Annotated in this window: 17 protein-coding genes and 4 pseudogenes; 16 read left to right on the top strand and 5 right to left on the bottom strand. The window is 67.7% G+C overall.

Annotation, left to right across the window (positions count from 1 at the left end):
- Positions 1-65: 65 nt before the first annotated feature.
- On the bottom strand, positions 66-503 hold the full coding sequence (locus OG972_RS41345; RefSeq protein WP_266991325.1) for a hypothetical protein: 438 nt from the start codon (positions 501-503) through the stop codon (positions 66-68).
- Positions 504-771: 268 nt separating this feature from the next.
- Here OG972_RS41345 and OG972_RS41340 point away from each other — a divergent pair, with 268 nt between their 5' ends.
- Positions 772-2211, top strand: coding sequence for a PLP-dependent aminotransferase family protein (locus OG972_RS41340; protein WP_266991324.1), 1440 nt, complete (start codon positions 772-774; stop codon positions 2209-2211).
- A gap of 125 nt (positions 2212-2336) precedes the next feature.
- On the opposite strand, the pseudogene OG972_RS41335 reads toward OG972_RS41340, so the two are convergent.
- A pseudogene (locus tag OG972_RS41335) lies at positions 2337-2907 on the bottom strand (TIGR00730 family Rossman fold protein).
- 578 nt (positions 2908-3485) lie between these two features.
- On the opposite strand from OG972_RS41335, the gene OG972_RS41330 reads away from it, so the two are divergent.
- Positions 3486-5975 (top strand): SpoIIE family protein phosphatase, encoded by a 2490-nt coding sequence (locus tag OG972_RS41330; RefSeq protein ID WP_266991323.1) that lies wholly within the window; start codon positions 3486-3488, stop codon positions 5973-5975.
- A 494-nt stretch (positions 5976-6469) separates the two neighbouring features.
- Positions 6470-7549 (top strand): PP2C family protein-serine/threonine phosphatase, encoded by a 1080-nt coding sequence (locus tag OG972_RS41325; RefSeq protein WP_266991322.1) that lies wholly within the window; start codon positions 6470-6472, stop codon positions 7547-7549.
- Positions 7550-8474: 925 nt separating this feature from the next.
- Here OG972_RS41325 and OG972_RS41320 read toward each other — a convergent pair.
- Positions 8475-8825: a GNAT family N-acetyltransferase gene (locus OG972_RS41320; RefSeq protein WP_266991320.1), complete on the bottom strand. Its 351-nt coding sequence runs from the start codon at positions 8823-8825 to the stop codon at positions 8475-8477.
- A 183-nt stretch (positions 8826-9008) separates the two neighbouring features.
- Here OG972_RS41320 and OG972_RS41315 point away from each other — a divergent pair, with 183 nt between their 5' ends.
- The 9 genes and pseudogenes from OG972_RS41315 to OG972_RS41275 all read left to right on the top strand — a co-directional run bounded on the left by OG972_RS41315 (position 9009) and on the right by OG972_RS41275 (position 15234).
- The gene (locus OG972_RS41315; protein WP_266991318.1) at positions 9009-9377 is read left to right on the top strand and encodes a GNAT family N-acetyltransferase; all 369 of its coding nucleotides are present in this window, start codon (positions 9009-9011) and stop codon (positions 9375-9377) included.
- A 391-nt stretch (positions 9378-9768) separates the two neighbouring features.
- Positions 9769-10074 carry a DUF427 domain-containing protein gene (locus OG972_RS41310; protein WP_266991316.1) on the top strand — a complete coding sequence of 102 codons (306 nt, stop codon included), beginning with the start codon at positions 9769-9771 and terminating at the stop codon, positions 10072-10074.
- A gap of 62 nt (positions 10075-10136) precedes the next feature.
- Complete coding sequence (locus OG972_RS41305; RefSeq protein WP_266991314.1) at positions 10137-10268, top strand: hypothetical protein; 132 nt, start codon at positions 10137-10139, stop codon at positions 10266-10268.
- Between the two features lie 259 nt (positions 10269-10527).
- A complete protein-coding gene (locus OG972_RS41300; RefSeq protein ID WP_266991312.1) occupies positions 10528-10911 on the top strand; it encodes an MmcQ/YjbR family DNA-binding protein in 384 nt (127 codons plus the stop codon).
- A gap of 36 nt (positions 10912-10947) precedes the next feature.
- A pseudogene (locus tag OG972_RS41295) lies at positions 10948-11173 on the top strand (IS5/IS1182 family transposase); the annotation flags it as partial.
- Positions 11174-11362: 189 nt separating this feature from the next.
- Positions 11363-11821, top strand: a complete 459-nt coding sequence (locus tag OG972_RS41290) for a hypothetical protein (protein WP_266991310.1) — start codon at positions 11363-11365, stop codon at positions 11819-11821.
- A gap of 40 nt (positions 11822-11861) precedes the next feature.
- Positions 11862-12728, top strand: a complete 867-nt coding sequence (locus OG972_RS41285) for an LLM class flavin-dependent oxidoreductase (protein ID WP_030976813.1) — start codon at positions 11862-11864, stop codon at positions 12726-12728.
- 88 nt (positions 12729-12816) lie between these two features.
- Positions 12817-13656: a transposase family protein gene (locus OG972_RS41280; protein WP_266991307.1), complete on the top strand. Its 840-nt coding sequence runs from the start codon at positions 12817-12819 to the stop codon at positions 13654-13656.
- Positions 13657-14487: 831 nt separating this feature from the next.
- Positions 14488-15234: pseudogene (locus OG972_RS41275) on the top strand (transposase family protein).
- Positions 15235-15425: 191 nt separating this feature from the next.
- Here the strand turns inward: OG972_RS41275 and OG972_RS41270 are convergent.
- Positions 15426-17123 (bottom strand): aminotransferase class I/II-fold pyridoxal phosphate-dependent enzyme, encoded by a 1698-nt coding sequence (locus tag OG972_RS41270; RefSeq protein ID WP_266991306.1) that lies wholly within the window; start codon positions 17121-17123, stop codon positions 15426-15428.
- 289 nt (positions 17124-17412) lie between these two features.
- On the opposite strand from OG972_RS41270, the gene OG972_RS41265 reads away from it, so the two are divergent.
- Positions 17413-18330 (top strand): NADP-dependent oxidoreductase, encoded by a 918-nt coding sequence (locus OG972_RS41265; protein ID WP_266991305.1) that lies wholly within the window; start codon positions 17413-17415, stop codon positions 18328-18330.
- Positions 18331-18476: 146 nt separating this feature from the next.
- Complete coding sequence (locus OG972_RS41260; RefSeq protein WP_266991303.1) at positions 18477-19394, top strand: NADP-dependent oxidoreductase; 918 nt, start codon at positions 18477-18479, stop codon at positions 19392-19394.
- A 254-nt stretch (positions 19395-19648) separates the two neighbouring features.
- Here the strand turns inward: OG972_RS41260 and OG972_RS41255 are convergent.
- Positions 19649-20289 (bottom strand): annotated as a pseudogene (locus OG972_RS41255) (ATP-binding protein).
- Positions 20290-20866: 577 nt separating this feature from the next.
- On the opposite strand from OG972_RS41255, the gene OG972_RS41250 reads away from it, so the two are divergent.
- Together OG972_RS41250 and OG972_RS41245 are read left to right on the top strand one after the other, a co-directional pair.
- Complete coding sequence (locus OG972_RS41250; protein ID WP_323135976.1) at positions 20867-22849, top strand: SpoIIE family protein phosphatase; 1983 nt, start codon at positions 20867-20869, stop codon at positions 22847-22849.
- A 452-nt stretch (positions 22850-23301) separates the two neighbouring features.
- Positions 23302-23973 (top strand): TetR/AcrR family transcriptional regulator, encoded by a 672-nt coding sequence (locus OG972_RS41245; protein ID WP_266991299.1) that lies wholly within the window; start codon positions 23302-23304, stop codon positions 23971-23973.
- Positions 23974-24563 lie beyond the last annotated feature (590 nt).

The following is a 24563-nucleotide window of genomic DNA, read 5'->3' as shown; positions in this document are numbered from 1 at the left end:
CACGGGAGGCGTGGTGCTCGATGAGGGCTTCCCACAAGACAGCCGGGACGAGGCTGGTGTCTCTGTCAGTGCGACCGTGTTGTTCGAGGTAGTCGGGAGGCGGTAGTGGGGTGGGCAGGTGCAGACTGGCCACGACGGGGTCGGATCCGGGTGAGCGGGCCGCGGGCACCGTGTAGCGGGGCCGCGGTGTAGGCGAGGGCCTGTTCGAACCAGTCGTCCTCCAGCAGGTCCCACTGGGAGTCGGCGAGATAGCCTTCCGCGGCGGCTTCCAACAGAGGCAGCGGCAGGCCGGGAGGGTGGCCCAGTCGATGCGCATCCATGGCCGCTTCGATGAGGGCTCGCGCGAGGGCTGGCACATTTTGATAACGCTCTATCAAAGCTGGGGCACCCGCCAGATACTGGCTGATCTGCCCGTGTTCCGCCCGCCCAGCGACGTACGCCAGTCGCGGATCGTGCTGCGCCATCAAAGCCACGGCTTGGAGGTCGGCGTCGATGAAGGCCACTGGCACGGGCGGGGCGTGACCGTTCAGCAGGCAGCGGGCTCGTGCGTGGGGGTCTTCAGCAGCGGGTTTGGGCGGGGTAGTGAGTGTGGCCCAGTGCTCGGGCCAAGTGCTGCCAATGACAAGAAGCGGGACCAGTCCGCGCTTGCGGCGAACACGCTCGCGGAACGACACGGCGCGCGGTCGTCACCGCGACGAGGCTGCGGTGGCGTGCAGCGCGGCCCAATGGGACGACTGGCCAGTCGATGGTATCGGAGTATGGTGCATTTACATGACGGATTCCCGGGCCAATTCCGCGGCCGGTCCGCCCCCCGCGTTCGGCGCCGACCTGCATCTGGAGCTGCGCGGACCCGGGCTGCGTGCAGGGCTCACGGACGCCTTGAGGGAGGTCGTGCGGACGGGGCGTCTGGCGCCCGGCAGTCGGCTGCCGGCCTCCCGCTCACTCGCCGCGGATCTCGGCGTCTCGCGTAACACCGTGGTCGAGGCCTACGCCGAGCTGGTCGCTGAGGGCTGGCTCACCGCCCAGCAGGGCTCCGGGACCCGGGTGGCCACCCGGGTCGAGCCGCACAGGGCCGCGCCCGACGCTCCTCGCGCGAGGCCGGACGAGCCCCGTCTCCGGTATGGCCTGTGGACCGGTGCACCGGACCTCGCGACCTTTCCGCGCTCGCAGTGGCTCACCGTGGCCCGCCGGGCTTTGACCGCCGCGCCACTCGACGCCTTCGGCTACGGCGACGCCCGCGGCCGGATGGAGCTGCGCACCGCACTCGCGGACTACCTGGCGCGAGCCCGCGGGTTGTACGCCGAGCCGGAGCGGATCGTCATCTGTTCCGGTTTCCACCACGGCCTGGCGCTGATGGCGCACGCGCTCAGGGTACGGCGGGTGCGAGGGGTGGCCGTCGAGGCCTACGGACTCGACCTGTATCGCGACCTGCTGGCGAACGCCGGTCTGCACACCCCGCCGCTCTACGTCGATGACCATGGCGCACGCATCGACGACCTCGCGCGACTGCGCGAAGTGGGGGCGGTGCTGATGACCCCGGCGCACCAGTACCCGACGGGGGTCGCGCTCTGCCCGGACCGGCGCACGGCGGCCGTCGAGTGGGCACGTGCCACGGGCGGACTGATCCTGGAGGACGACTATGACGGGGAGTTCCGGTACGACCGTCAGCCAGTGGGGGCCCTGCAAGGCCTCGATCCGGAGCGGGTGGTGTACTTCGGTTCCGTGAGCAAGTCCCTGGCACCGGGGGTACGGCTCGGATGGATGGTGCTGCCGGAGGAACTCATCCCGGAGATCATGGCGGCCAAAGGGCACGGCGACTACATGACGAGCGCCCTGGAGCAGCTGACGCTGGCGGAATTCATCGCCTCGGGTGCGTACGACCGTCATGTGCGCTCAATGCGGCTGCGCTACCGGCGTCGCCGCGATCAACTGGTCGAGGTCCTGCGCCAGAGGGCTCCCGGCATTCGTGTGACCGGGATGGCTGCAGGACTGCAGACGGTCCTCGAACTCCCGCGTGGAACCGAAAGCTCGGTGGTCCAGGCCGCGGCCCGGCAAGGTCTGGCGATCAGGGGGTTGACGCAGTTCCGCTACGAAGTGGCGGACTGCGGATGGCAGTTGCCCGAACGGGACGCCCTGGTGGTCAACTACGCGGCGCCCTCGGACAGCGCGTGGGCAGGCGCACTGGACGCACTGTGCAGGGTGCTGCCCTAGAAGCGGTTCCGAGGGCGGAGCGGACGCGCCTCTGTCCGGTTCGGGAGCGTCCCTGCCGAGATTCGAGGCGCCGGGGCTGTCGGTCTCAAGTGCCAGGCCGCCCGTTCCGGAGCCGGCGCGATCTCTCAGGCGGGAAGCCGTGCTGTCACGATCTCGCCATCCGTTCCAACGGACTTCTCCAGGTAGGCGAGTGCGCCGGCGGCCGTGTCGGCGACGAAGACCAGTTCTGCAAGGGGCAACGGCAGGAACCCCTGCTCGTCCATTCGCCGGAGCTGGAGTATCAGCCCGTCGTGGGAGCCCGCCGTGTTCAGCAGCACCACCGGCTCGTCGTACAGGCCGTGCTTCCTCAGCTCCAGGACCTCCAAGGCTTCGTCCAGCGTGCCCACGCCGCCGTGCATCACCACTACTGCGTCGGACACGGCGAGCAACCGTGCCTTCCGTTCAGCGAGATCCCTGGCGAACGTCATTTCGTCGGCGTCCTTCCTGACCCACTTCCGGAGAGAATCGATCGAGATCCCCGTGAGCCGTCCTCGCGACGCCCACACTCCATCGGTGACGACCTTCATCAGCCCGGTATCGGATCCGCCCCACACCAGGGTGTGGCCGGCCCTGCCGATGAGCTCCCCCGAACTCGCGGGTCGGCTGGGTGTAGTGCTCGTTGACGTCAGTGGCTGAGAGGAAGACACCGATGTTCATCGGGGGTGGGCGCTGTTGCAGGCATGACCCGAGCGTATGAGCGCGTCCGCCCACATGTGTGGACCATTTTCTGAGCAAAAGACCGGGCCACTTCGCGTCGAACGGCGAGGCGGGCCCCTGGGCGCCGTCTGTCAGACCGATTGCCCCGCGAAGCCGGAGCGCCACGTCGCATGCTCGGGGCGCGACGTTCGGGAGCGGGTTAGTGTTCCAGCTCCATAGATCGTGATCTTGCTTTGTCCGCAGAATTGGACTGGGAATTTGTCATATAAATGGACCGTACTCCGGTGCCGCCGGGTGCGTAGCGTTGCAGGCATGAACACGGACGAAAGCACACGGAAGCCCGCAGCGCTTCACCGAGCACACGCGCTGGTTGGCCGCGCCCAGGCCCCGACAGGGGTCCCGCCGGAGCACGTCTGACGGGCCGAGACCACCGCCGCAGCCACCGTCGGGGGCAGTGTGAATGGGCTGTGGGCTGCCGTGCCTGGTAGCTCGATCACTCCTGCCCTGAATTTATCCATCCACTAGACAGCCGAGCAGCTGGGGGACCGCATCGCCGGGGGACACAGAAGGGAAGAGCAATGGGCAGTTACGCAGAGACAGCAGTCTCCGAGGCTCAGACGGCCATCGAGACAGTTTGCCCAGCGATAGCTCTCCTCGACGCGCAGGGGACGGTGGTCGGATGGTCGCAGGCCGCTCAGCGGCTCGTGGGCTACTCGGCCGCGGAGGTGGTGGGGCGGTCCGCCGGTGTCCTGTTGGTGGCCCCTGACGACCGAGCAAAGGCTTCACAAGCCGCACAAGAGAGCACCCGCCGGGGCCGCTGGTCCGACCTCGCGCAGGTGCGCCACCGCGACGGCCGCAGCATCGACGTGCGCCTGTGCGTGTCATCTCTGTCCGGGCAGGACGGCCTGGAGTGGTGGGTGGTCTGTGCGACCGACAAGGCCTTGCTTCCCGCGTGGCCGGCCGAGGCCACAGTGGCGGAGCCGCTCCTCGCTACGCTGCCGCTGCCAAGCCGCCTGCCGATCGGTGTCGTCATACGGGACACGCACCTGCGCTGCATCCGGGTGAACGACACCCAGGGCTCCAAGGACGGCATCCCTCTCCCCAAGCGGCTGGGCCGCAGGCTGACGGAGGCGGCGCCCGGGAGGGAGGCCGAAACGCTGGAGGCAGTGATGCGCCAGGTGCTGGAGAGCGGCGACCCGGCGATCAACGTGGACTACCAGGCCTTCCTGCCGGCGAATGTGCGAAGCAACCGCATATTGACGGCGTCCTACTTCCGCCTCGACGACGCGCAGGGTCGCGCGCTGGGTGTGTGCGTCGTGAGCGTGGACGTCACCGACAGCCGACGGGCGCGAGAGCGTCTGGCAATCCTCGGCGAGGCCAGCAGGCGCATCGGCACCACGTTGGACGTCATGCAGACCGGGCAGGAACTGGCCGACCTCGCCGTGCCGTTTCTTGCGGACTACGCCACCGTCGACCTGACGGAGTCCGTCCCGCTCGGCGAGGAGCCCTTGGCCCATTTCGGCCCACAGGGTGGATACATCCCCGTCTTCTGCCGCGCGGGCCTGGCCTCGATTCACCCGGGAACGCCGGAGTCCCTGTTCGTTCGCGGAGAGCCGGTCTTCGTCCCGCCCACTTCGCCCGTCACCGGTGTTCTGCGCTCCGGGAAATCCCACTTCGAGCCCATACTGGACGCATCCCCGGGCACCTGGCTGGACCACCACGATGCGGCGCGGGCGGAGAAGCTCCGCGAGCACGCCATGCACTCGTTGATGGTCGTCCCGATCCACGCCCGGGGCGCGGTGCTGGGCGTGGCGGTCTTCGTGCGGACGAAGGACCCCAGGCCGTTCGAGGAGGACGACCTGTTCTTGGCCGAGGAACTCGTCAGCTGGGCAGCGCTGGCCCTGGACAACGCCCGCCAATACGTGCGCGAACGTTCCGCGGCTCTCGCCCTGCAGCGGCTGCTGCTCCCTCACCGCGCTACAGGCGGCTCCGCCGCTGATGTGGCCTGGCGCTACCTGCCGGCCGACAGTCACCACGGCATCGGGGGTGACTGGTTCGACGTGATCCCCCTCTCCGGCGCCCGCGTCGCCCTGGTCGTCGGCGACGTGGTCGGACACGGCATCAACGCGGCAGCGGAGATGGGTCAACTCCGCACCGCCATGCGCACCCTCGCCAGCATGGACATGCCTCCCGACGAAGTACTGTCCCGCCTCGACGAGCAGGTTATCCGTCTCACCGAGGCGGAAGCCGACCCCCGGCACCCGGCCACCACCAGGATGGCCGCCACGTGCCTGTACGCGGTCTACGACCCGGTCACCCACACTTGCACCATGGCGCGGGCCGGCCACCCCCCGCCCGCGATCATCGACCCGTACGGCCACGTCACCTTCCCCGACCTGCCCACCGGAGCACCGCTCGGCCTCGGACTGGTCCCCTTCGAGTCCGTAACTTTGGAACTTGCCGAAGGAAGCGTGCTCGCCCTCTACACCGACGGTCTGATCGAGGCCCGCGGCCAGGACATCAGCGCCGGCATGAACCGTTTGCGCGCGGCCCTCGCACGGCCCGGCCTCACACTGGATGATCTGTGCTCTTCCGCGGTGGACACATTGCGGGCCAAGCCGCAGAGCGACGATGTCACTCTGCTTCTCGCACGGACCCGCTCGCTGAGCGCAGACCAGGTTGCCTCTTGGCAGTTCCCCAGCGACCTCGCCGTCGTCAGCCGTGCCCGAACTCTCGCTGCCCGGCAGCTGACCCAGTGGGGACTGGAACACCTAGCCGAGTCCACAGGGCTGATCGTCAGCGAGCTGTTCACCAACGCCATCATCCACGGCAAGGGCGACTGCAACAGCGACCGCACGATCGGCCTACGCCTCATCCGGCACGAGATGCTGACCTGTGAAGTCTCCGACGCTAACCACTGCCACCCGTTTGTGCGACACGCCCGCACCACCGACGAACACGGCCGCGGCCTCTTCCTCGTCACTCAACTGTCCCGCCGATGGGGAACCCGCCACATCCTGGACGGCAAAATCATCTGGGCTGATCAGCAACTGCCAGCCAGTGCGTGAAACCACTTACCCGTCCGACTCAAGCGCTTGGAGGCCAGTGCCTGTGCCCCGAGAAGACCGACAACTCGTACGCACCATTTATGCGGCTGGAGAGCGGACGTACGCTCCCACGCCACGCCACGCCAGCGGCAGCCCGGTGGCGGGATGGAGAGTCCCATCGGGCTCTCCCGCCTTGTCGCGAAACTCCAACGACTACATCGGAGGTTTCGTGAAACTCGGACCTCGTCCGCCCCAGAGATTGGGAGTGGATCTGCAACGTGGTCGAAGCAGCCAGAACGGCCGAAGCGGCCGGATACGGCAGTTTGTGGACGTACGAACGGCTGCTCTTCCCGGTGCCCTGTGCCCTGTTGCAGCTCGGTGTGCGTACTGAGCGGCGCGCTTCATTTGCCGTGCGCTCCGAACCTGGGAGAACAATGATGCAGAGCCGACCGCCTTTGCAGGCGACTAGGGCACTGAGCGGATGGCGCGGTTACCGATGGGTGACCCTGTGGTCCGTGCCGATCGTGGCGGTTCCGGTGGCCGACTGGTTCCTGCCGTCGGACATCCACCTCGCCCATCTGCTGGTCATCCCGCTCGCGCTCGCCGCCGCCTTCGCCGACACCCGCCGTACTGCCGTCACCGCTCTGCTCGCCCTGGCGGCGCTGGTCGTCGCGGGAGCCGAGCGACGCACGCTGACCACCGAGAACGTACTCGTGCAGATGCTGTCCCTGGTGCTGTTCTCGGCGCTGCTCCTGATCGCCACCCGTCTGCGCGAGCAGCATCAGCGCCAGCTGGCCATCGTGCGCCAGGTCTCGGAAGCCGCGCAGTCCGTGCTGCTGCGGCCACTGCCGCGACGCGCGGGAGCGGTGTCCCTGGCGTCGACGTACGTGGCCGCCCAGACCGAAGCCCGTATCGGTGGAGACCTGTACGCACTGCTCCGCGCGCCTGGCGCCACCCGGCTGATCATCGGGGATGCGCGCGGCAAGGGGCTCGGGGCCATCGAGGACATCGAGACCGTCCTCGGTGCCTTCCGCTTCAACGCGCACCGGCACTCCACTCTGTCCGGGCTCGCGTCCGATCTGGAGTCCGATGTGCGCTGGGACCTGGGCCAGGCGCACCGCGGGGATCCTGACGAATGGCCTGGTGAACGCTTCGTCACGGCGGCCGTGCTGGAGATCCCGGACGACCAGCCCTGTGCCCGTCTGATCAGTTTCGGCCATCTGCCGCCGCTCCTGCTGCACGGGGGGCACGTCACGCCCCTGGAAGTCAGCGTCCCCGCTCCGCCGCTGGGTCTTGGCGCCCTGACGGAGACCGAGTACGCCCCATTGACCTTCCGTTTCGCCCCGGGCGACCGGCTGGTGCTGTACACGGACGGAGTCACCGAAGCCCGGGACTGCATGGGCAGCTTCTACCCCCTCGTGGAGCGGGTGACGGCTTGGGCCGATCAGCGTCCGGATGCGCTCGTGCGCAGGATCGGCGCGGACCTGCGAGCGCATACGGGCGGGCCGCTCGCCGACGACATGGCCCTGATCGTGCTGCAGCGCGAGGGAGCGCGCGTCCGGGCCCGGATCTCCGAGAACCGGTGGGACTCGTGACGAAGGCGCGGCCCGCTTGAGGAAAAGTGGCGACGGCGCCGGGCGCCCCCGGGTTCGGCGAGGCGCGGGTGCGGGGCGTGCGGCTCAGTCGCGTTCGCGCTCGTAGGCGGCGAGGAGGAAGAGTCAGCCGTCTGGGCCGCGGCGCGCTGCCTCAACAAGGTGGGCACCCCAGAGGCCGAAGCCTGGGTCGCCGGCCACTGGGACACTGCGAGGGCGACCAGCACACGTGTCTGCCCCCATCGGTCGACTGCGCGCCCGCGAAACGGTGCGCTCCCGGTGGTTCCGATCGTCAGCGCGGCCAGGGCCGCACCGGCTATCGCATAGGAACCATGCTGCTGATGAACGAGAAGCACGATGCCCAAGGGCCGCATGCCGTTCGGCAAACGACCCACGACCATGGGCGACACCAGGTGCAGCACCTGGTGAGCCCGCAGAACACGGTGATAGCGCACCAAAGCCATCATGCGGCACCAACTGACGTCATCACAGACCTCCCTGAAGGCGCTCAAAAGTGACCTCAGGGCTTTTGGCCCGTCAGTTGCGACGCCAGAATGTCTGGCGCTGGCACCGCTCGGTCACGGCCCCCAGACACATCGACGTGCATGGGGGCGGAACCCTAGGTGCAGGCACCGGCGACGTACCAGTCGGACCGCCTGCCGATCATCCCTGGGCGCTCCTGTCCTCCGGGTTTACTGGCGGCGGCAGTCTTGCCTCAGGGGGAGCTACACCCAACACCGTTGCAGTACTAGCCGCCCAGGCACGCGGTGGGGCAGGCCTCCCGAGCCCGGGAGGCTTGCCCCACCCACTTTCACCGGAGACGCGTCCGTCCTCAGGAAGGCAGGGGTGGGCGGGCCTTGCGGTCGGTCGACGCGTCGAAGTGACGATGAGCTCAGGCTCGATGGCAACGTGCAGGTGCTCCGTAGCGTCAGCGCTCGCTGGTCGTGTCTCGCGCGGTGCGCGTGGCGATGAAGGCCGAGCGGCTGATGTCGACGGCATCGTTCCACTCGGGGTGGTCTTGGACGTAGTCGGCGACAAAACCGCAGTAGATGCCAACCTTGGCCGGACTTTGAGTCAGGTCTTCCAGGGCGTAGCGCGCTAGGGCAGACGCGATGCCCCGATGCCGTTGCTCTGGGTCCACATAAGAGTGGGTGAGCGTGGCACGTCCGCCGGTAGTCTCGTAGGCCAGGGTACCGACGACCTGATCATCGATCAGTGCCTCATAGAGGCGGGTAGTTTCGTCCTTGCGCACCTCAACGGCGGTCGGTGATGGCTCCATGTTCTCTTCTCGCCTCGTTCGTCTTCGGTCGGTGGTCCCGAGCAGTCCTCACCAGTCGCGAACGGACCACCGAGTCCAATTTATACATGCTTTTGCGAGTAGCGAAGCGCCATACTGGACTAGAAGGTCCGAAGCGGGGCTGTTTGAATGGTCGGCGTGACGACACGTTGGAGAGGTAAGGTGATGAGCGGCGAAGAGCAGGTGCCGGTAACCGAGCAGCTGATCGACAGCATCGATCAAGGCCGCTTTGAGCTCTGCCGTGACGACGACCTGGTCGGCTGGCTCTACTACACCCACCTGAAGCCCAACCGGTACGCTCTTCGGCACACTGAGGTCGAGACGAGTCATCAGCACCAGGGTGTGGCCGGCGCGCTGGTGCGGCGGGTGCTCGACGAGATCCGTGCCCGCGGGGGCACGATCACCGTAATCTGCCCCTTTGTGGTCGACTACCTCTCGCGAACGACCGCCTATGCCGATCTGGTCGACGCCCGACACCCGGGCTACTCCGATCGTGCTGCTGCCGAGTCGGCGCGAGTGGCGGCTCGTGGCTGAGACTACCGGGCCGCAATCAGGAGTCCCCTCGGAGGAGCCCCATCGCGGCCTCACGACGTGCTGCCTCGAGCTCCTGGGTGGAGTACAGCGACCCAGCCGCAGGCCAGGGTGATTCGGCATGGCTGGCGAACGCCGATGAGCTCACGTCTCCCCGATCGCCCGTAGCGTCAAGACACGGGTAAGAAGCGGAGTCCACCCGACGCTAACCTCCGGCCGAATGCGCGAGCTGGCTGTGACTGCACCAACTGGACGCCCGACTGAAGCCTGGCGTCTCAATCGGTGATCGCGACTTGGAGAGCCATGGCGCGAGGGATTGGTGCCTCTGGGCTAACGCGGGCGGACACGAGGGCAGATGTGGCCCAAGCAAAGGGATCGATGAGAGGAAAGACTGATGAAGGCAGTGGTTGGGGAGACCGTCGTGGCCGAGGCCGCGAGCGAAGCGGTAGTCAGTATCGAGGGAAATATCTACTTCCCGCCGAACTCGGTTGCGGCCGGCGCGCTCCGCGACAGCCCAACCCCCTACACCTGCCCCTGGAAGGGGAGAGCGCAGTATCACGACGTTGTGGTCGGCGAGCTGGCGCTCAGGGACGGGGCTTGGTCTTACCCGAACATCAAGGAGTCGGCGGCGACTCGTGTCGGTCGCGACTTCAGCGGCTACGTCGCCTTCGATGTACGCCAGGTCAGGATCGAGAACTGACAAGGCACACCGATCACTGCCAGCAGAACAAATCCGTCGTTGAGTGGGGAAGGAAGAATTTCATGAGTGAAGACTTCGAGGGCCGTAAGATCGTCGTTGTCGGTGGTAGCGGTATTGGTCTGGCTACGACGCAGCAGGTGCTTGCTGGGGGTGGCAGTGCCGTGATTACCGGCCGAAATCCGGACAGAAGCTGAAGAGGCAGTGGAAACGCTGTCGCAGCACGGTAGGGCATGGGGTATCGCGGCGGAGCTGACGGACCGCGCCCAGGTGCCTGAGGTTCGAAAGCAGCTTGCCACGTCGCGCCGCCCGCGTAACTGTCTCTGTACCCCCGTCGGCTTCCGTCACTGTTGCCGGCGTGCGGGCGCCGTCGTTCGTGGCGGCCATGCGGGAGACGCCACCTTGGGCCTTGGCCGGGCGGTCAGGGCACTCGGATCGATAGAGGAGTTGATCACCTTGGACGGACAGGAGCTGCAGAAGATCGCGGGCGACTGCACTGTGGAACTGCCTGGCGCCGACCTGGAGCATCGTTTCGGCCCCGACTGGGAGGTCTGCAAGGTGCGCGGCAAGGTCTTCATGCTCATGACCGACATGCCGGGGCGCCCCGTCGTGATCCTGAAAGCTGATCCGGACGACGCCGCAGCCCTGCGTGAGCAGTACGCAGACATTACCCCCGGCTATCACATGAACAAGAGGCACTGGATCACGGTGGAAGGCGGGGGCACCATCGACGAGAAGCTAGTGAAGGAGCTCGTGATCGACTCCTACCGTCTCGTGGTCGGCGGGCTTCCCAAGTCCGAGCAGCCCGTGGATCCACGCACCTACGGCCGCCGCGCCTGACCTTCGTCATGCCCATCAGCGGCGAGAAGCCCCAGGACAGACTATGACCGCGCCGACCTGCGCAGATGGCTACGCTGGAAGCGAATAGGAGTACGCATCGCCCGCAAGGCATCGAGTCCAGCGAGCGATTACGGCGACGCCGCTGGGTCATCGAGCGCACGATGTCCTGGCTGTCGAACGCAACCCCCGCAACTACCTGGCCTTTCTTGGTCTCGCCGCCGCCCTGTGCTGCTACAAACGACTCGTCCGCCTCACCACGTAGGACACGGTCTTTAGTGAACCTTCGCCAACTTCGAACGTGCTGGTCGGAGGGGCTGGCGTGAGGGGTGTGGGGCGTACTCACGCTGGCCGTGAGTGAGAGTCTGCGGTCTTCATCATTTGACGGGGTGTCTGGGGGCGACTTTGCGGTTTCCTCCGCGCCGCGGCCTCGGCGCCACTTACTCTCCGCTTCATGGTGGAGTCCGAGATCGCGGAACGGATCGCCGCGCGCCGCGCGGAACTGGACGAACTCGAAGAACAGCTGGTCAAGCAGCTTGATCAGGTGCGGGACGAGCGGGACGAACTCGCCGTCGCCGAGCGGGTCTGGCGGCGCATGGCCGAACGGTTCGCCGGCGAGCGGGTGGCAGCCGCACCGGCCGCGGTGCAGGTGGCGGGACGTGCGGTGTTGCTGGTCCCGCACCGTGAGGGCGGCGTGGACGAGGCCGTGCTGCCGCCGGGGTACCAGCGCATCCTGGCCGCGGTCCGCCAGGCCGGGGCGCCGGTGGTGACCCGGGCCGTCGGCGAGACGTTGGGCCTGGACACCGGGGTGCGGGGCAAGCTGGAGCCGCTGCGGGGGAAGCTGACCCGGCTCGCCGAGCGGGGCTGGCTGCGCAAACAGCCAGACGGCCGGTACTCCGTGCGCCTTCAATAATCCGTTGCCTGGGCAGGTGGGGATAGCCCACGATGCCCGGATGCGTTTCTCGATCAATATCCCGAACTTCGGCGACTTCGCCGACCCCCGAAACGTGGCAACCGTCGCGGCGGCAGCCGAGGAGTCCGGGTGGGACGGGCTCTTCGTCTGGGACCACGTCCATTACCGGGGGTACTCGGGGCGGCCCTTCGGGGACGCGTGGATGCTGCTGACCGCGGCCGTGCTCGCGACGTCACGGATCCGGGTGGGGACGCTGCTCACTCCGGTGGCTCGGTATCGGCCTCAGCAGCTCGCGCGGCAGGTGGCCACCCTGGACAACCTCAGCGGAGGCAGGGTCGTCTTCGCCGCGGGGCTGGGTGGGCCGGTCGAGGACGAATACGGCAGCTTCGGCGACTCCACCGATCGACGTGTGCTCGCCGAGCGGCTGGACGAAGGGCTGGAGTTGTTGGGGCGGTTCTGGACGGGCGAGGCCGTCGACCATCACGGTCGGCACTACCAGGCGCGGAACGTGAGCCTGCAGCCCGCCACCGTGCAGCGGCCCCGGCCGCCGGTGTGGATCGGAGGATTCTGGCCGAACCGTCCGCCCATGCGACGGGCCGCGCGGTGGGACGGCGCGGTGCCTTTGTTCAAGAACGCCCTGCATGGATACCCGCCGGACCCCAAGGACGTGCGGGAGTTGATCACCTATGTGCGCGGTCATCGAGAAGGCGACGCCCAGCGACCCTTCGACCTCGTCGTCGGCGGCGCCACTCCGGCGGACGCTGCCAAGGCCAAGGATGTGATCGGCCCGCTGCGCGACGCGGGTGCCACCTGGTGGGACGAACGGCAACTCGATCCCGGCCCCGATGTGGACTGCCTGGCTCCGGTGCTGCGGCGCATCGAGGCGGGGCCGCCGGTACTCAATTAGTTAACCAGCGCCGCGGGCCCTCCGGCCCGGGTGAGGATGGCCGGTTGTGGGACGTAACTGCGGCGCCCCCGGCGGTCGTTGAGATCGTGTGAGCAATAACAAAGAACGCGCCGGGGACGCCGTCTCCCTTGTGTATCAGTGCCGCCTGCCCGTGTCCACGAGCACTGTTGTCCACCTCGCCGACCTGCTACGGACTCGTCTGAAGGCGATCCGCTCCCCGTTTCGGATCCTGCCGCCGGGCCGGATCGCGGTGCTCGTGCTGGCGATGCTGCGGCACGACCAGCGCCTGCTGGATCTGGCCGGCGGCAACAACGTCGCGGAGTCCACGCTGCGCCGCTGGCGCGACGAGATGATCGGTCTGCTCGCCGCGAAGGCCGAACGGCTGGACCGCGCCCTGCGCAAGATAGCCCGGCGGGGCGGTGAGGTGGTGCTGATCGACGGCACCTTGATTCCCACCGTGCGCCGCACCGGGAAAGACGACCGGCCCTACTACTCGGGCAAGCACCACCGCCACGGCCTGCACTTCCTCGCCCTGACCGACGAGAACGGCAGACTGATCTGGATCTCCGCCTGCCGGCCGGGACGCACCCACGACGCCACCGCCGCCCGCCGCGACAAGATCGTCGAACACCTCAAGGCCGCCGGCCTCGGTGCCCTGGCCGACCTCGGCTTCCTCGGCGTCGACAAGCCTGACGACCCCGACGACCTGGTCATCGTCACCGGCTACAAGGCCACCCGGGCGAGAAAGCTCACCCCCGGCCAGAAGCAGGCCAACCGCGTCCTGGCCGCCGCCCGCGCCCCCGTCGAACACGGCTTCGCAAACCTCAAAGCGTGGCGCATCCTCACCAAGCTGCGCACCGACCCGGCCCGCGCCACCGCCCTCCTGCGAGCACTGCTCGTCCTGACCGACCTCGAAGTCAACCGCTGACCGTGTCAGATGATCAAGAGCGCAGACTGTCGCCCGCGATCAGCGTGAGCATCCCAAAGAAGCACCACACCAGCCCCTCCGACCAGCACGTTCGAAGTTGGCGAAGCTTCAGTGAACCGCGCCACGATCAGGGGTGCGGCAGTGGGCGAGGAGGTCGGGTAGGGGCCGTGCCAGCCCTGGCTGACCTGGCCGCGAGGGCAGGTGCTGTCGGCGGGCGAAGTCGATTTGGAAGTCGTTCCGGTCGAAGCCTTCGTTCCTGCGGTGCTGGCGGGTGGGGTTGCCCGGCAGCGGCCCGCTGACGGTGACCTGGTGTTCGCGCGGCCCGCCCCGACCAGGCCATGCCGCGCGTTTCGGTGGCACGGTTGGTGACACCTCTTCACCGGACGTGAGCCCCCTGATGCGCGCAATACCAACGGCGCCTATCCCGCCAACTGCTGTGGGACACAGGCCGCCTGGACCAAGGGCGGCAAGAGCCTGAACCTTGTTCCCATTCCGCTCAACCACGTCCGCGGGACCGTACTGGCCGTCGCGGGTGGGGCCGACTCGGTGGGGGATCGCTTTCTTCCGCCCAATCGATCGCTCAGCAGCCCAACGCCTCTGGCCGCAGGGCCATGGCCCTGCCTTACCCGAAGGCTGGCCACGGCATCGGAGGCTTCCCCTACCTGCCTCTTGGGGCCAACGGCGGTGGCATCCGCGCGGCGAACGAAAAGTCCATGGAAAACAGCTGGCCTCAACTACTCCAACTGCTCGAACGATGATGTTCACACGCGGCAAGAGACTTCTGTGCCGTTGAGGAGATGTTCGATCTCAACTCACTGTGCAGGAGCCCCGTTGGTTCCCTATCGAGCCGCGCTCGACCTGCCTCACGCGCTGGTCGAGTGGGTCACCATGTTCATCGTCACCCGCGAGGGTGACCGCTGCTGCAAGCTCCCGCCGCACCAGCGTGCCCTGGTCGCGCTGGTGTACCTGCGTAAACACGACACCCTCGCGCAGATCGCTGCCGGCTTCGGTATCTCCGTCGGTACCGCCCTCGCCTAAACGGCCGGGTGATCCATCTGCTCGCCGACCGCGCGCCCGGACTGCTGCGCGCCCTGCGTGAGGCAGACCCTGACTGCTCCTGCTCGATGGCACCCTCACGGAATGCGACCGTGTGGGGGACGGACGCGCCGACTACTCCTCCAAGCACCGCCGCCACGGGGCGAACGTGCAGGTGATGACTGATCCGACCGGCAGGTGCTATGGGCCTCGCCAGCGCTTCCGGGCCGCTGCCACGACCTGACCGCTGCCCGCGCCCATCGCGTCATCAGGATCTGTGAAAGTCCGGGCGTGCCCATCCTGGCCGACCGGGCCTACCAGGGCGCCGGACCGTGGGTGTCCACGCCAGCCAACCGCCGACCCGGCCGGGAGCTGTCACCCACACAGCAGACGGTCAACCGCGCGCTCTCTCAAGCGCGGGCCCCCGGCGAGCGTGGCGTGGCCCGGCTGAAGTCCTGGCGAATTCTCCGACGGTCCCGATGCAGCCCGAATCGAATGTCGTCAATTGCCGCAGCCATCCTCACCTTGGAGAGGCAACGCTGAAAGAGCTCACTGGGGAGCTGGAATCGCTGCACCCATCCTCAAGCTACGCGAAAGACGGCCAGACGCGGTGCCGCCGAATATGCACGTCATGAGTCCGCGCCTGCCTTCTTGACGGTGCAGCCCAGGCAGGCGTGAGGTGACGCCGTACCCACAAAGAGATCAGTCCGGGTGCCCGGCTATTCGGGGGCGCGTCAGGAAAGGATCCGCACGAGTGCGGAGAGCGCCTGAGGCCACGCAGCGTCGGAGGGCACCCCGTATCCAACGACGAGGGCATCGGCCATGGCATTCAGGGACCGTTCATGGCGGTATTGAGACAGGCCAGCCACTTTGAGGCCCTGCCGGGTTGCCGACTGAAGGACCCGCTGCTCGGTCCCGGGCGGCAAACCGAGCACGGTGTGCAGGCCAGCCGGTGTCCCGATGACGCGCACCTTTGGGGCGTGCTGGGCCAGGGCTGTGACGAGAGCGTCTCGTCGATCGCGGTAGCGCCGACGGGCAGCACGTACGTGACGGTCGTAGGCGCCGGAGGTGATGAATTCCGCCATCGTCAGCTGGCTGAATACCTCGCACGAGTCGATCTGCCCCTTGACCGCCACGGCTTCCTCAGCGAGCGTGGGAGGCAGCGCCATCCAGGCCAGCCGCAAGCCAGGAGCAAGGGTCTGGCTGGCGGTACCCAGGTAGACCACGCAGTCGGGGTCGAGTCCTTGGAGCGCCCCGACAGACTGGCGGTCGAACCGGAACTCACCGTCGTAGTCATCCTCCAGGACCAAGCCGCCGGTCCGTCTGGCCCAGTCCACGACGGCCGTCCGGCGATCGCGCTGCAGCGCCGTGCCCACAGGGAACTGGTGAGCCGGTGTGAGTAGGACCGCATCGGTGCCGACGGGCGGCACCGGGTCGGTCCCGTGGATATCCAAGGGAAGCGGGAGGGTCTTCAGCCCAGCAGCCGCCAGCAGGCCCCAGTACCTGTCTAGGCCGTAGGACTCGACGGCGACGTTTCTCGCCCCCCGCCCGGCCAGGACTCCGCTCAGGATCTGCAGGCCGTGGGAGACGCCGGCGCAGATCAGTATGTGCTCCGGACTCACGTACACGCTCCGGGCTCGAGCGAGATGGTCTGCGAGTGCGGCCCGTAGTTCCGGCCGACCGCGGGGGTCGCCGTAGCCGAGCGCGTCGTCGGGGGCCGCGGCCAGGGCGCGGCGTGTGGCCTTCAGCCAGGCTGCACGAGGGAAAGCGGTGAGGTCGGGGTTACCTGGGATCAGGTCGTGGCAAGGGTCGCCGGACGGCTCGGCGGCCGAGCGTGCCAAGATCGGCCGAGTGGTCATCCTGTCTGCCACGAGTGTGCCCGAGCCTCTGCGGGCGGTAAGCCATCCCTCGGCGACGAGGTCGGCATAGGCGTCAGCCACGGTGTTGCGGGCAAGGCCGAGGTCGGCGGCGAGCTGGCGGGAGGAGGGCAGCCGTGTGCCCGGGGCCAGATGGCCGGTGCGGACAGCTTCGCGCACGGCTTTGGCCAGCGCACGGCGCACACCTCGTCCAGCTCGAATCAAATCATTCTCAAAGGCCTGCCGTAGCTGCGCTGGACTGATCCTGGTGCGGGCGCCGAGGGGCTCGGCAGTGGCCGCGTTGTTGATCGGAACATCGACCGGGCTGCCGGACAGCAGGTCGTCGATGGCCGTGGTGCGCTGGTTGTCGTTGGTCAGATCGGTAGTCACGATGCGAACCTCAACACTCGACGCACTTGCTTTGATGGCGTTGGCGGTTTCGTCGAGTTGGTCGGCGGTGCGGGCGAGAAGGATGACATCGACTCCGGCCTGGGCAAGTCCGGTCGCGATCGCTGCGCCAATGCCGTGGCCAGAGCCGGTGACCAGTGCGGTCTTGCCAACAAGCCGAGCTGTCATGCATGAGGGTTCCTTTCAACGCGGTGTGTGGGATGGGCTCTCCCACGCCCCGTGGCGCACCACGCGATTCCGATGAGCGAGAAGGCCTACCGGATTGCCTCTGCACCTATCTGATGAGCGTCGGTCCTTCGCGCCGTCTTACCGAAATTTCGCTGTTGCGCTTGTTCCTCGACTCCCTCGCGCCCCACCCCTATCGATCAGCGTGGTAAGACGCCGGTGTCTGGCGCCGCTTATTACTGTCGAACCGAGAAGGCCGTGCAGGCGTGGACTGGATACAGAGAGGCGCCGGATGAAGGCGATTGTGGTGACGGATCAGGCCGCGGGAACGGCCGGGATGACGCTGGTGGAGCGGCCCGAGCCGCAGGCAGCGCTGAACGATGTCGTCGTTCAGGTTCATGCGTCGGGATTCACTCCGGGTGAGCTGACGTGGCCCTCGACCTGGACCGATCGCCTCGGCCGCGACCGGACGCCGTCGATTCCCGGGCAAGAGCTGGCCGGAGTGGTCACCGCTCGCGGCTATGGCACGACGGGGCTGTCGGTGGGACAGCGGGTGTTCGGCCTCGCGGACGGGCATCGGGGCGGCACCCTGGCGGAGTATGTGGCGATCGAGGCGCGTAACCTCGCGCCGCTGCCGGCCGACGTTGACTTCACGGTGGGCGCGAGTCTGCCGATGCCGGGCCTGACCGCGTGGCAGGGGCTGTTCGAGCACGGCCGCCTTCAGGCGGGGCAGAGCATCCTCGTGCACGGCGCGGCCGGCGGCGTTGGGTCGATGGTGACGCAGCTCGCACGAGAGGCCGGCGCCTACGTCATCGGCACCGGACGTACCGCCGATCGACAGACGGCGCTTGGCTTCGGCGCGAGGGAGTTCGTCGACCTGGAGAACGACGTCCTGGAAGAGGTCGGCGGTGTCGATCTGGTGTTCGATGTCATCGGCGGAGACATCGGGAAGCGGTCCACGGGCCTGATTCGAGCCGGAGGAACGCTGGTGACCATCGCCGGGCCACCTGAGGTGCGTCCCGCGGACGGCCTGGCGATCGATTTCGTTGTCGTGCCCGATCGTGCCCAACTGGGTGAGGTCGTCCGGCGGGTGCGGGACGGACGGCTGCGGACGAACATCGGCAAGGTCTCGACCCTCGATGACGCCGTCGCCGCCTTCAATCCGACCCAGCGGATCACCGGGAAGACGATCATCAGCGTTCGTCCGTGAGCGACACGCACCCATCGATGCACGCCGCCGGCCGACGCTGTCCAGGTCGGCCGGCTGCGCCCTGTGGCCCCTGGCATTAGATGTCGAACGGGCTTTCCATCCCTGCAACATTTCCACCAAAGAGACAGACCGAGGAGGCAATTCCCATGAAGGCGATTGTGGTGACGGATCAGGCCGCGGGAACGGCCGGGATGACGCTGGTGGAGCGGCCCGAGCCGCAGGCAGCGCTGAACGATGTCGTCGTTCAGGTTCATGCGTCGGGATTCACTCCGGGTGAGCTGACGTGGCCCTCGACCTGGACCGATCGCCTCGGCCGCGACCGGACGCCGTCGATTCCCGGGCACGAGCTGGCCGGAGTGGTCAGCGCTCTCGGCTATGGCACGACGGGGCTGTCGGTGGGACAGCGGGTGTTCGGCTTCGCGGACTGGACTCGCGACGGCACCCTGACGGAGTACGCGGCTGTCGAGGCGCGTAACCTCGCGCCGCTGCCGGGCGACGTCGACTTCACGGTGGGCGCGGCCCTGCCGATTTCAGGCCTGACCGCGTGGCAGGGGCTGTTCGAGCACGGCCGCCTTCAGGCGGGGCAGAGCATCCTCGTGCACGGCGCGGCCGGCGGCGTTGGGTCGATGGTGACGCAGCTCGCACGAGAGGCCGGCGCCTACGTCATAGGCACCGGACGTACCGCCGATCGACAGACGGCGCTTGGCTTCGGCGCGAGGGAGTTCGTCGACCTGGAGAACGACGTCCTGGAAGAGGTCGGCGGTGTCGATCTGGTGTTCGATGTCATCGGCGGAGACATCGGGAAGCGGTCCACGGGCCTGATTCGAGCCGGAGGAACGCTGGTGACCATCGCCGGGCCGCCTGAGGTGCGTCCCGCGGACGGCCTGGCGATCGATTTCGTTGTCGTGCCCGATCGTGCCCAACTGGGTGAGGTCGTCCGGCGGGTGCGGGACGGACGGCTGCGGACAATCATCGGCAAGGTCTCGACCCTCGATGACGCCGTCGCCGCCTTCAATCCGACCCAGCGGATCACCGGGAAGACGATCATCAGCGTTCGTCCGTGAGAACTCGGGACAGCGGCCGGTCCTGCCCTCCGGCCAACTCTCGAGCGCCTTCTCGCTACCGCAGATCGCCCTCGGATACGGCGGACTTGCCGTCGTCGCCACCCTGTGCACTGTCCTCGCTGCACGCAACCCGCACACCGACACGACCGGGAACAGTCAGCACGGTGAGTAATCATGATGATCCTCACCGTCATCCAGACCTCACCCGACCCTGAGCGGGTCGCCACCTGAGCTCGTCGACGCACGTCGATCGCCTAGCGGATCGGAGAATGAGCCAGAACCGGATCACCGAAGGGGATATGCCCCACTTCGTCGATCACGATCAGTGGGTAACGGCCCAGCTTGACCAGCTCGTCCTGGAGTCGGTCGGTCTGATGGGCGGCGGCCAGGCGGTCGACCCACTGGGCGGCGGTGGCGAACGCGACCCGGTGGCCTGCCTGGCAGGCTCGGACGGCGAGTTCGTCGCGACGTGTGTCTTGCCGGTGCCCGGCGGACCGAGGAAAACGGCGTTCTCCTTGGCCGCTATGAAGTCCAGGGTTCCCAGGTGCGCGAGTCGTTGGCGTGTCAGATCGCGCAGGTGGGTGAGATCGAGTTCCTCGACGGTCTTGATGGCGAGGAAGCGGGCGGCGCGGATGCGTCCTTCACCGCCGTGGGCTTCGCGGGCGGCGACCTCACGCTGCAGGCAGGCGACGAGGTATTCGAGGTGGGTCCAGGACTCGGCCTGGGCGCGTTCGGACAGCCGCTCGGCGGCGTCAAGCAGGGCCGGGGCCTTCAAGGCGCGAGCGAGGAAGGCCAGGTCGGCGGCGGTCTGCCGGCCGGTGCGGGCTGCCTGGCCAGCCGCCGAGCGGGCGGCCGTGGTGGTCTTCTGGCCGGTCTGGACGGTGGTGCGGGCCATCAGGTCTCCTCCTTTCCGCCTCCGCCCTCGATGAGCGTGAACATGCGGTCGTAGGTGCCCAGCTCGCGCTGTTCGACCTTGATACCGAGGCTGTCCGCAGCGAGGAGTGCGGTTTGGGCGGCGTGCGGGCGGCCTGCTGCTGCCAGACCTCCTCGCGCAGCTGACGGGCCGCGGCTGTGTGCTCCGGGTCGGCGATCGACTGGTGTCTGGCCCAGCAGCGCGCATGGCGAGCCACCGGGTCGTCGCCGCAGGTCACGGTGATCTCCTCGGTGTCGCAGCGGACCGTGACGATGTGACCGATCGCGCGGGGGCGGACGGAGTAGCCGTTGGTGTCGAGGCGGATGTAGTGGTCGCGGCCCAGGCGGGTGCGAAGCGGCCACCAGTCGGGCGGACCGACCGGTGGGATGGTGAGCATCGCCGCGCGGTCCGCCTCCCAGCGATCCGCCACAGCGGCAATCTCCCTACGGCTAGCCTGCTGTCGGCTGGTGTCCCGCTTTGCGCCCTGTCGCATTCCACTGCTGGTGGACGCTGCGGCAGATACTGTTGTTGAAGGACGACGAGGTCATATCGCTCGACGATGGGTAGTGAGCGGCGAATGGACGCCTCGGGCGAACTTCTTCAGATGGCTACACCGTCGGCTCTTTTGACCCTGGACGGAGCTATCCGCAGCCTCAACGCGGCGATGGCCAGGACACTGGGCAGGTCAGTGGAGCAGTGCGTGGGTCGTGGCTTGGTTGATCTGATGCCCGTAAGCCAGCGGACTGCGGTCGAGAGTCTCGTGGCCCACGCCGCCACGACGAAGACGATCGTGATGCGGGTACTGGAGTTCCCCGGGCCAGGTGCAGCATCCGTCGTCTGCCTTGCCGAGGCGCGACCAGTGCACGATCCCGTAGGTGGCGAGCCGCTGGTGTGGGTGCACTCGTTGGACGCGGGAAACGACCGGGGCGGCCTGTTGATCCCGTTCCGTCTGGCGGCCGAGGCCGCCAACCTCGGCCTGTGCATGTATTCACCCCAGGAGCACGAGCTGGAGTGGCTCGGTGGCGCACCCGCCTTGGCGGCGCTGTTCCCGGAGGCCTCCATGTCGTTGTCCGAGGTGGTTCGGCGAGCCCACCCCGATGACCGCGGGGCTCTGCGGCGGCTCGTGACTTCGACGGCCGCCCGGTCCCCCTGGATCAGGTTGCGGTTCCTTACCGAGCGCGATGGCTGCCACCATCTGGTCTGCCAGGCCCGTCGGATCACTCTGGGGTATGGCGGCCCTGAGCGGGTCTTCGGAGTGATCCGCGACGACACCAAGGGGGAAGCGCGCCGACGCGGAGCGTTGGTCGCGCTGAGTGCTGAGCGTCAGCGCGCCGACGAGATCGCGGCCTTCTCCTCCGCCGTGATGGCCGCAGTCACGGAGCAAGAAGTACGGCAGGTCGTCCTGACCCGGCTCGCCGCGACCTTCGGTGGTACCGGCGCCGCGCTGGCGTTCATCACGCAAGGCCGCCTGCGCGTGTCCTCCGATGCCGGGACCCCGATACCGGTGGCCGCCCTGCACGGCCTGCCGCTGGATGCCCCCAGCGCGCTGCCCTATGTGATCCGCACTGGCGAGCCGCAGTTCATTCCCAACCAGGAGGAGTACATCCGCCGCTGGCCGCACGGGGCCATGGTGCCGTACTTCGACCAGCTCGACTCCGGCTACGCCATCTCGATCACCTCCCTCAGCCCGATCTGCGATCAGCCGCTCGGGGCCTGGTTGGTGACCTACGACAGCGAACACCACGCGTCCCCGGATGAGCGGGCCCTCATGGGTACTCTTGCCGACCTTGCAGGCCAGGCACTGAAACGCGTCAGGTTGCAAGAGGCACGAGTCGAGCTGGCCACAGCGCTCCAGCAGACCATGCTCCCCACGCTGCCCGAGCACCTCCCAGGCCTGGAGGTCGCCGCCCGCTACCGACCAAGCCAAGACGGGCTCGACATCGGCGGAGACTGGTACGACGCCTTCGTCATGCCCGACGGTGCCATCGCCCTGGAGATCGGCGACACCCAAGGGCACGACGTGGACGCCGCCGCAGCCATGGGACAGGTGCGCGCCTCCATACGCGCGATCGCCGCCCACGAACCGGATCCCGCAACCGTGCTGACACGCACCAACGAGCTGCTCGTCACCATGGACGCGGCACGATTCTCCAGCTGCACCATGCTGCATATCGACCCGGACGACGGACAGGTCACCGGCGCCAGCGCCGGCCATGTGCCGTTGCTGTACGCACGCGACGACGGCAGCCACAGCATCCGTGAGCTGCCGGGCGGCCCGGTGCTGGGAGTCCTGCCCGACGCCGACTACTCCGAAGAAACCTTCACACTGGACAAGGACGCCGCGCTGGTCATGGTCACCGACGGCGTGGTCGAAGGACCGACCCTGACACTGGACGCCGGACTGGAGCGAGCCGGAACGCTGGCCGCCCAAGCCGTCCACGACGGACTGAACGCCGAGGAGACCGCCGACCGCATCCTCGACGCCGCGGTCGCGGTAGACCACCTCGACGACGTGGCCGTGCTGATCATCCGACGCACATGACGGCGAAGACCCCCCTCTCGCTCATTCGCTGAGCGGTGTGTTCTCGATGTGACTCGGCCAAGCCGGCCGCTGAAAGTGCCCTCCGGCCGCAGTCACCCAGAGCCCTAGTTTGGAAGATCGCGTACGTGGATGGCGCCTGGCCTGCAGAGTCGCTGACCTGCGATGTCGTGCGGGATTCCCCGTGGCTTCCCCTTGTTCACCGGGGTGCGTGGTGGTCCGTCGGTTCATCCAGCGGGCCGTTTCGGCTGCTCGGTCGGGTGGCCGGCATGGTCGCGGCTCGGCTGTCACGTCGACTGGGCGCCGGGTTCCAGCTCTCCGGTCGTGGGCTCCTCGGGACGGTGAGGCTCGGGGCGATGGCTAGCAGGTCGGATGGGCCGAGAGTCGGAGGATAGAAAAGGACCTTGAGGTCCACTCTGAATCCTGCTAGCGTTCGCACCGGTAATCTGGTCAGTGTGGCGGAACAGTCGAGCGACAAAAACGGCTCCCGGTTGACTGAGCGCGGGCGGGCGACTCAAGAGCGCATTTTGAGGGCCGCCGCCGACATGATGTACGTCAAGGGCGTGTGTCCCACGACCCTCGACGATGTCAGGGCGGCCAGCGGAACGAGTAAATCCCAGCTCTACCGCCACTACCCCGACAAGGATGCGTTGGTGCGGGACGTTGTTGCGTTGCAGGCTGTAGAACTGCTCGAACGCCAGCACCAGCTACTGCGGCGGCTCAACTCCCTCCGCGGGCTGGAGCGCTGGCGGGACGCAGTGATTGAACACAACGCGCTCCGAAACGGAGCGTACGGCTGCCCGCTCGGCTCCCTTGCAAGCGAACTGGCCGATCAGGACGAAGAGGCGCGCAAGGCGATCGCGCGGTACTTCGACACCTGGGAGGGGCTGCTCGAGGCCGGGCTCGTGCGGATGAAGGACTCGGGAGTCCTCCGTGCCGACGTGGACGCTGGAGAGCTCGCCACCGGCCTCATGGCCGCCCTTCAAGGCGGCTACCTCCTTGCCCAGACGGCCCGGGACGTCAAACCCATGAAGATCGCCCTCGACATGGCGATCGGCCACATCAAGGCATATGTCGTGCCCGCCGAGGACGGCAATCCGCCTGAAGGGGGCACGAGAGGGCGCTAAAACCGTCCGGGACGAGGCGCGCCGAGAAGTCCCGGTGCGGCGCCACAGGCGGTTGCGTCGCGGTCGCCTACCGGGTGGACGTGTTCGTTCGCGCGCCCCACTGCCCGCATGCGGCCCCAGCCGCCAACGAAAAGCGGCGGCCACCTGTGTAAAAGGCAGGTCGCTTTCCGTCGAGCTCCCTGGCCGGACGGAACGCGGACAGGGCGCCCGCTCGCCGCTGCATGCCTTCCTCCACACCGGAGGTCACCGAGTGGTTCGCCAACCGCCACCAGTCGCGGCTGCGCGAGCCTGCCCGCTGTGTCATGAAGAGTTGCTCGACCGCAGCCAGGATGCCGCCGTCCTGGCACACCAGCGCAGCGCCATGGCAGCCGTGTAGCGCGAGGTGCCCAGTGGGCCTGGCCAACAAAGAGGGGACCATTTAGGCCAGAAAATTGGGCCGATCTGCGGTACGTTTGAGAAAAGCGGTCCGTTGCGGACGGCCAAGCAGTCAAGCCTCACAAGGATCCCCAAGGCGGTAGACACCATGTATGCGGGCGTCCGGTTCTCAGTGCTCGGCCCAGTCCGGCTACACAGACAGGGGGTCGAGGCCG

Origin of the sequence: Streptomyces sp. NBC_01669, assembly GCF_026339735.1 — a bacterium.
In the GTDB taxonomy this organism is placed as follows: Bacteria; Actinomycetota; Actinomycetes; order Streptomycetales; family Streptomycetaceae; genus Streptomyces; species Streptomyces yanii.
This window is presented reverse-complemented; position numbering and strand designations above follow the sequence as displayed.

Bases quoted from the DNA above. Each gene is read 5' to 3' on its own strand.
- OG972_RS41320 (WP_266991320.1), bottom strand. From the start codon at position 8,825: ATGGAGCCATCACCGACCGCCGTTGAGGTGCGCAAGGACGAAACTACC.
- OG972_RS41310 (WP_266991316.1), top strand. From the start codon at position 9,769: ATGAAGGCAGTGGTTGGGGAGACCGTCGTGGCCGAGGCCGCGAGCGAA.
- OG972_RS41270 (WP_266991306.1), bottom strand. From the start codon at position 17,123: ATGACAGCTCGGCTTGTTGGCAAGACCGCACTGGTCACCGGCTCTGGC.
- OG972_RS41340 (WP_266991324.1), top strand. From the start codon at position 772: ATGACGGATTCCCGGGCCAATTCCGCGGCCGGTCCGCCCCCCGCGTTC.
- OG972_RS41250 (WP_323135976.1), top strand. From the start codon at position 20,867: ATGGGTAGTGAGCGGCGAATGGACGCCTCGGGCGAACTTCTTCAGATG.
- OG972_RS41330 (WP_266991323.1), top strand. From the start codon at position 3,486: ATGGGCAGTTACGCAGAGACAGCAGTCTCCGAGGCTCAGACGGCCATC.
- OG972_RS41265 (WP_266991305.1), top strand. From the start codon at position 17,413: ATGAAGGCGATTGTGGTGACGGATCAGGCCGCGGGAACGGCCGGGATG.
- OG972_RS41290 (WP_266991310.1), top strand. From the start codon at position 11,363: ATGGTGGAGTCCGAGATCGCGGAACGGATCGCCGCGCGCCGCGCGGAA.
- OG972_RS41260 (WP_266991303.1), top strand. From the start codon at position 18,477: ATGAAGGCGATTGTGGTGACGGATCAGGCCGCGGGAACGGCCGGGATG.
- OG972_RS41315 (WP_266991318.1), top strand. From the start codon at position 9,009: ATGAGCGGCGAAGAGCAGGTGCCGGTAACCGAGCAGCTGATCGACAGC.
- OG972_RS41305 (WP_266991314.1), top strand. From the start codon at position 10,137: ATGAGTGAAGACTTCGAGGGCCGTAAGATCGTCGTTGTCGGTGGTAGC.
- OG972_RS41285 (WP_030976813.1), top strand. From the start codon at position 11,862: ATGCGTTTCTCGATCAATATCCCGAACTTCGGCGACTTCGCCGACCCC.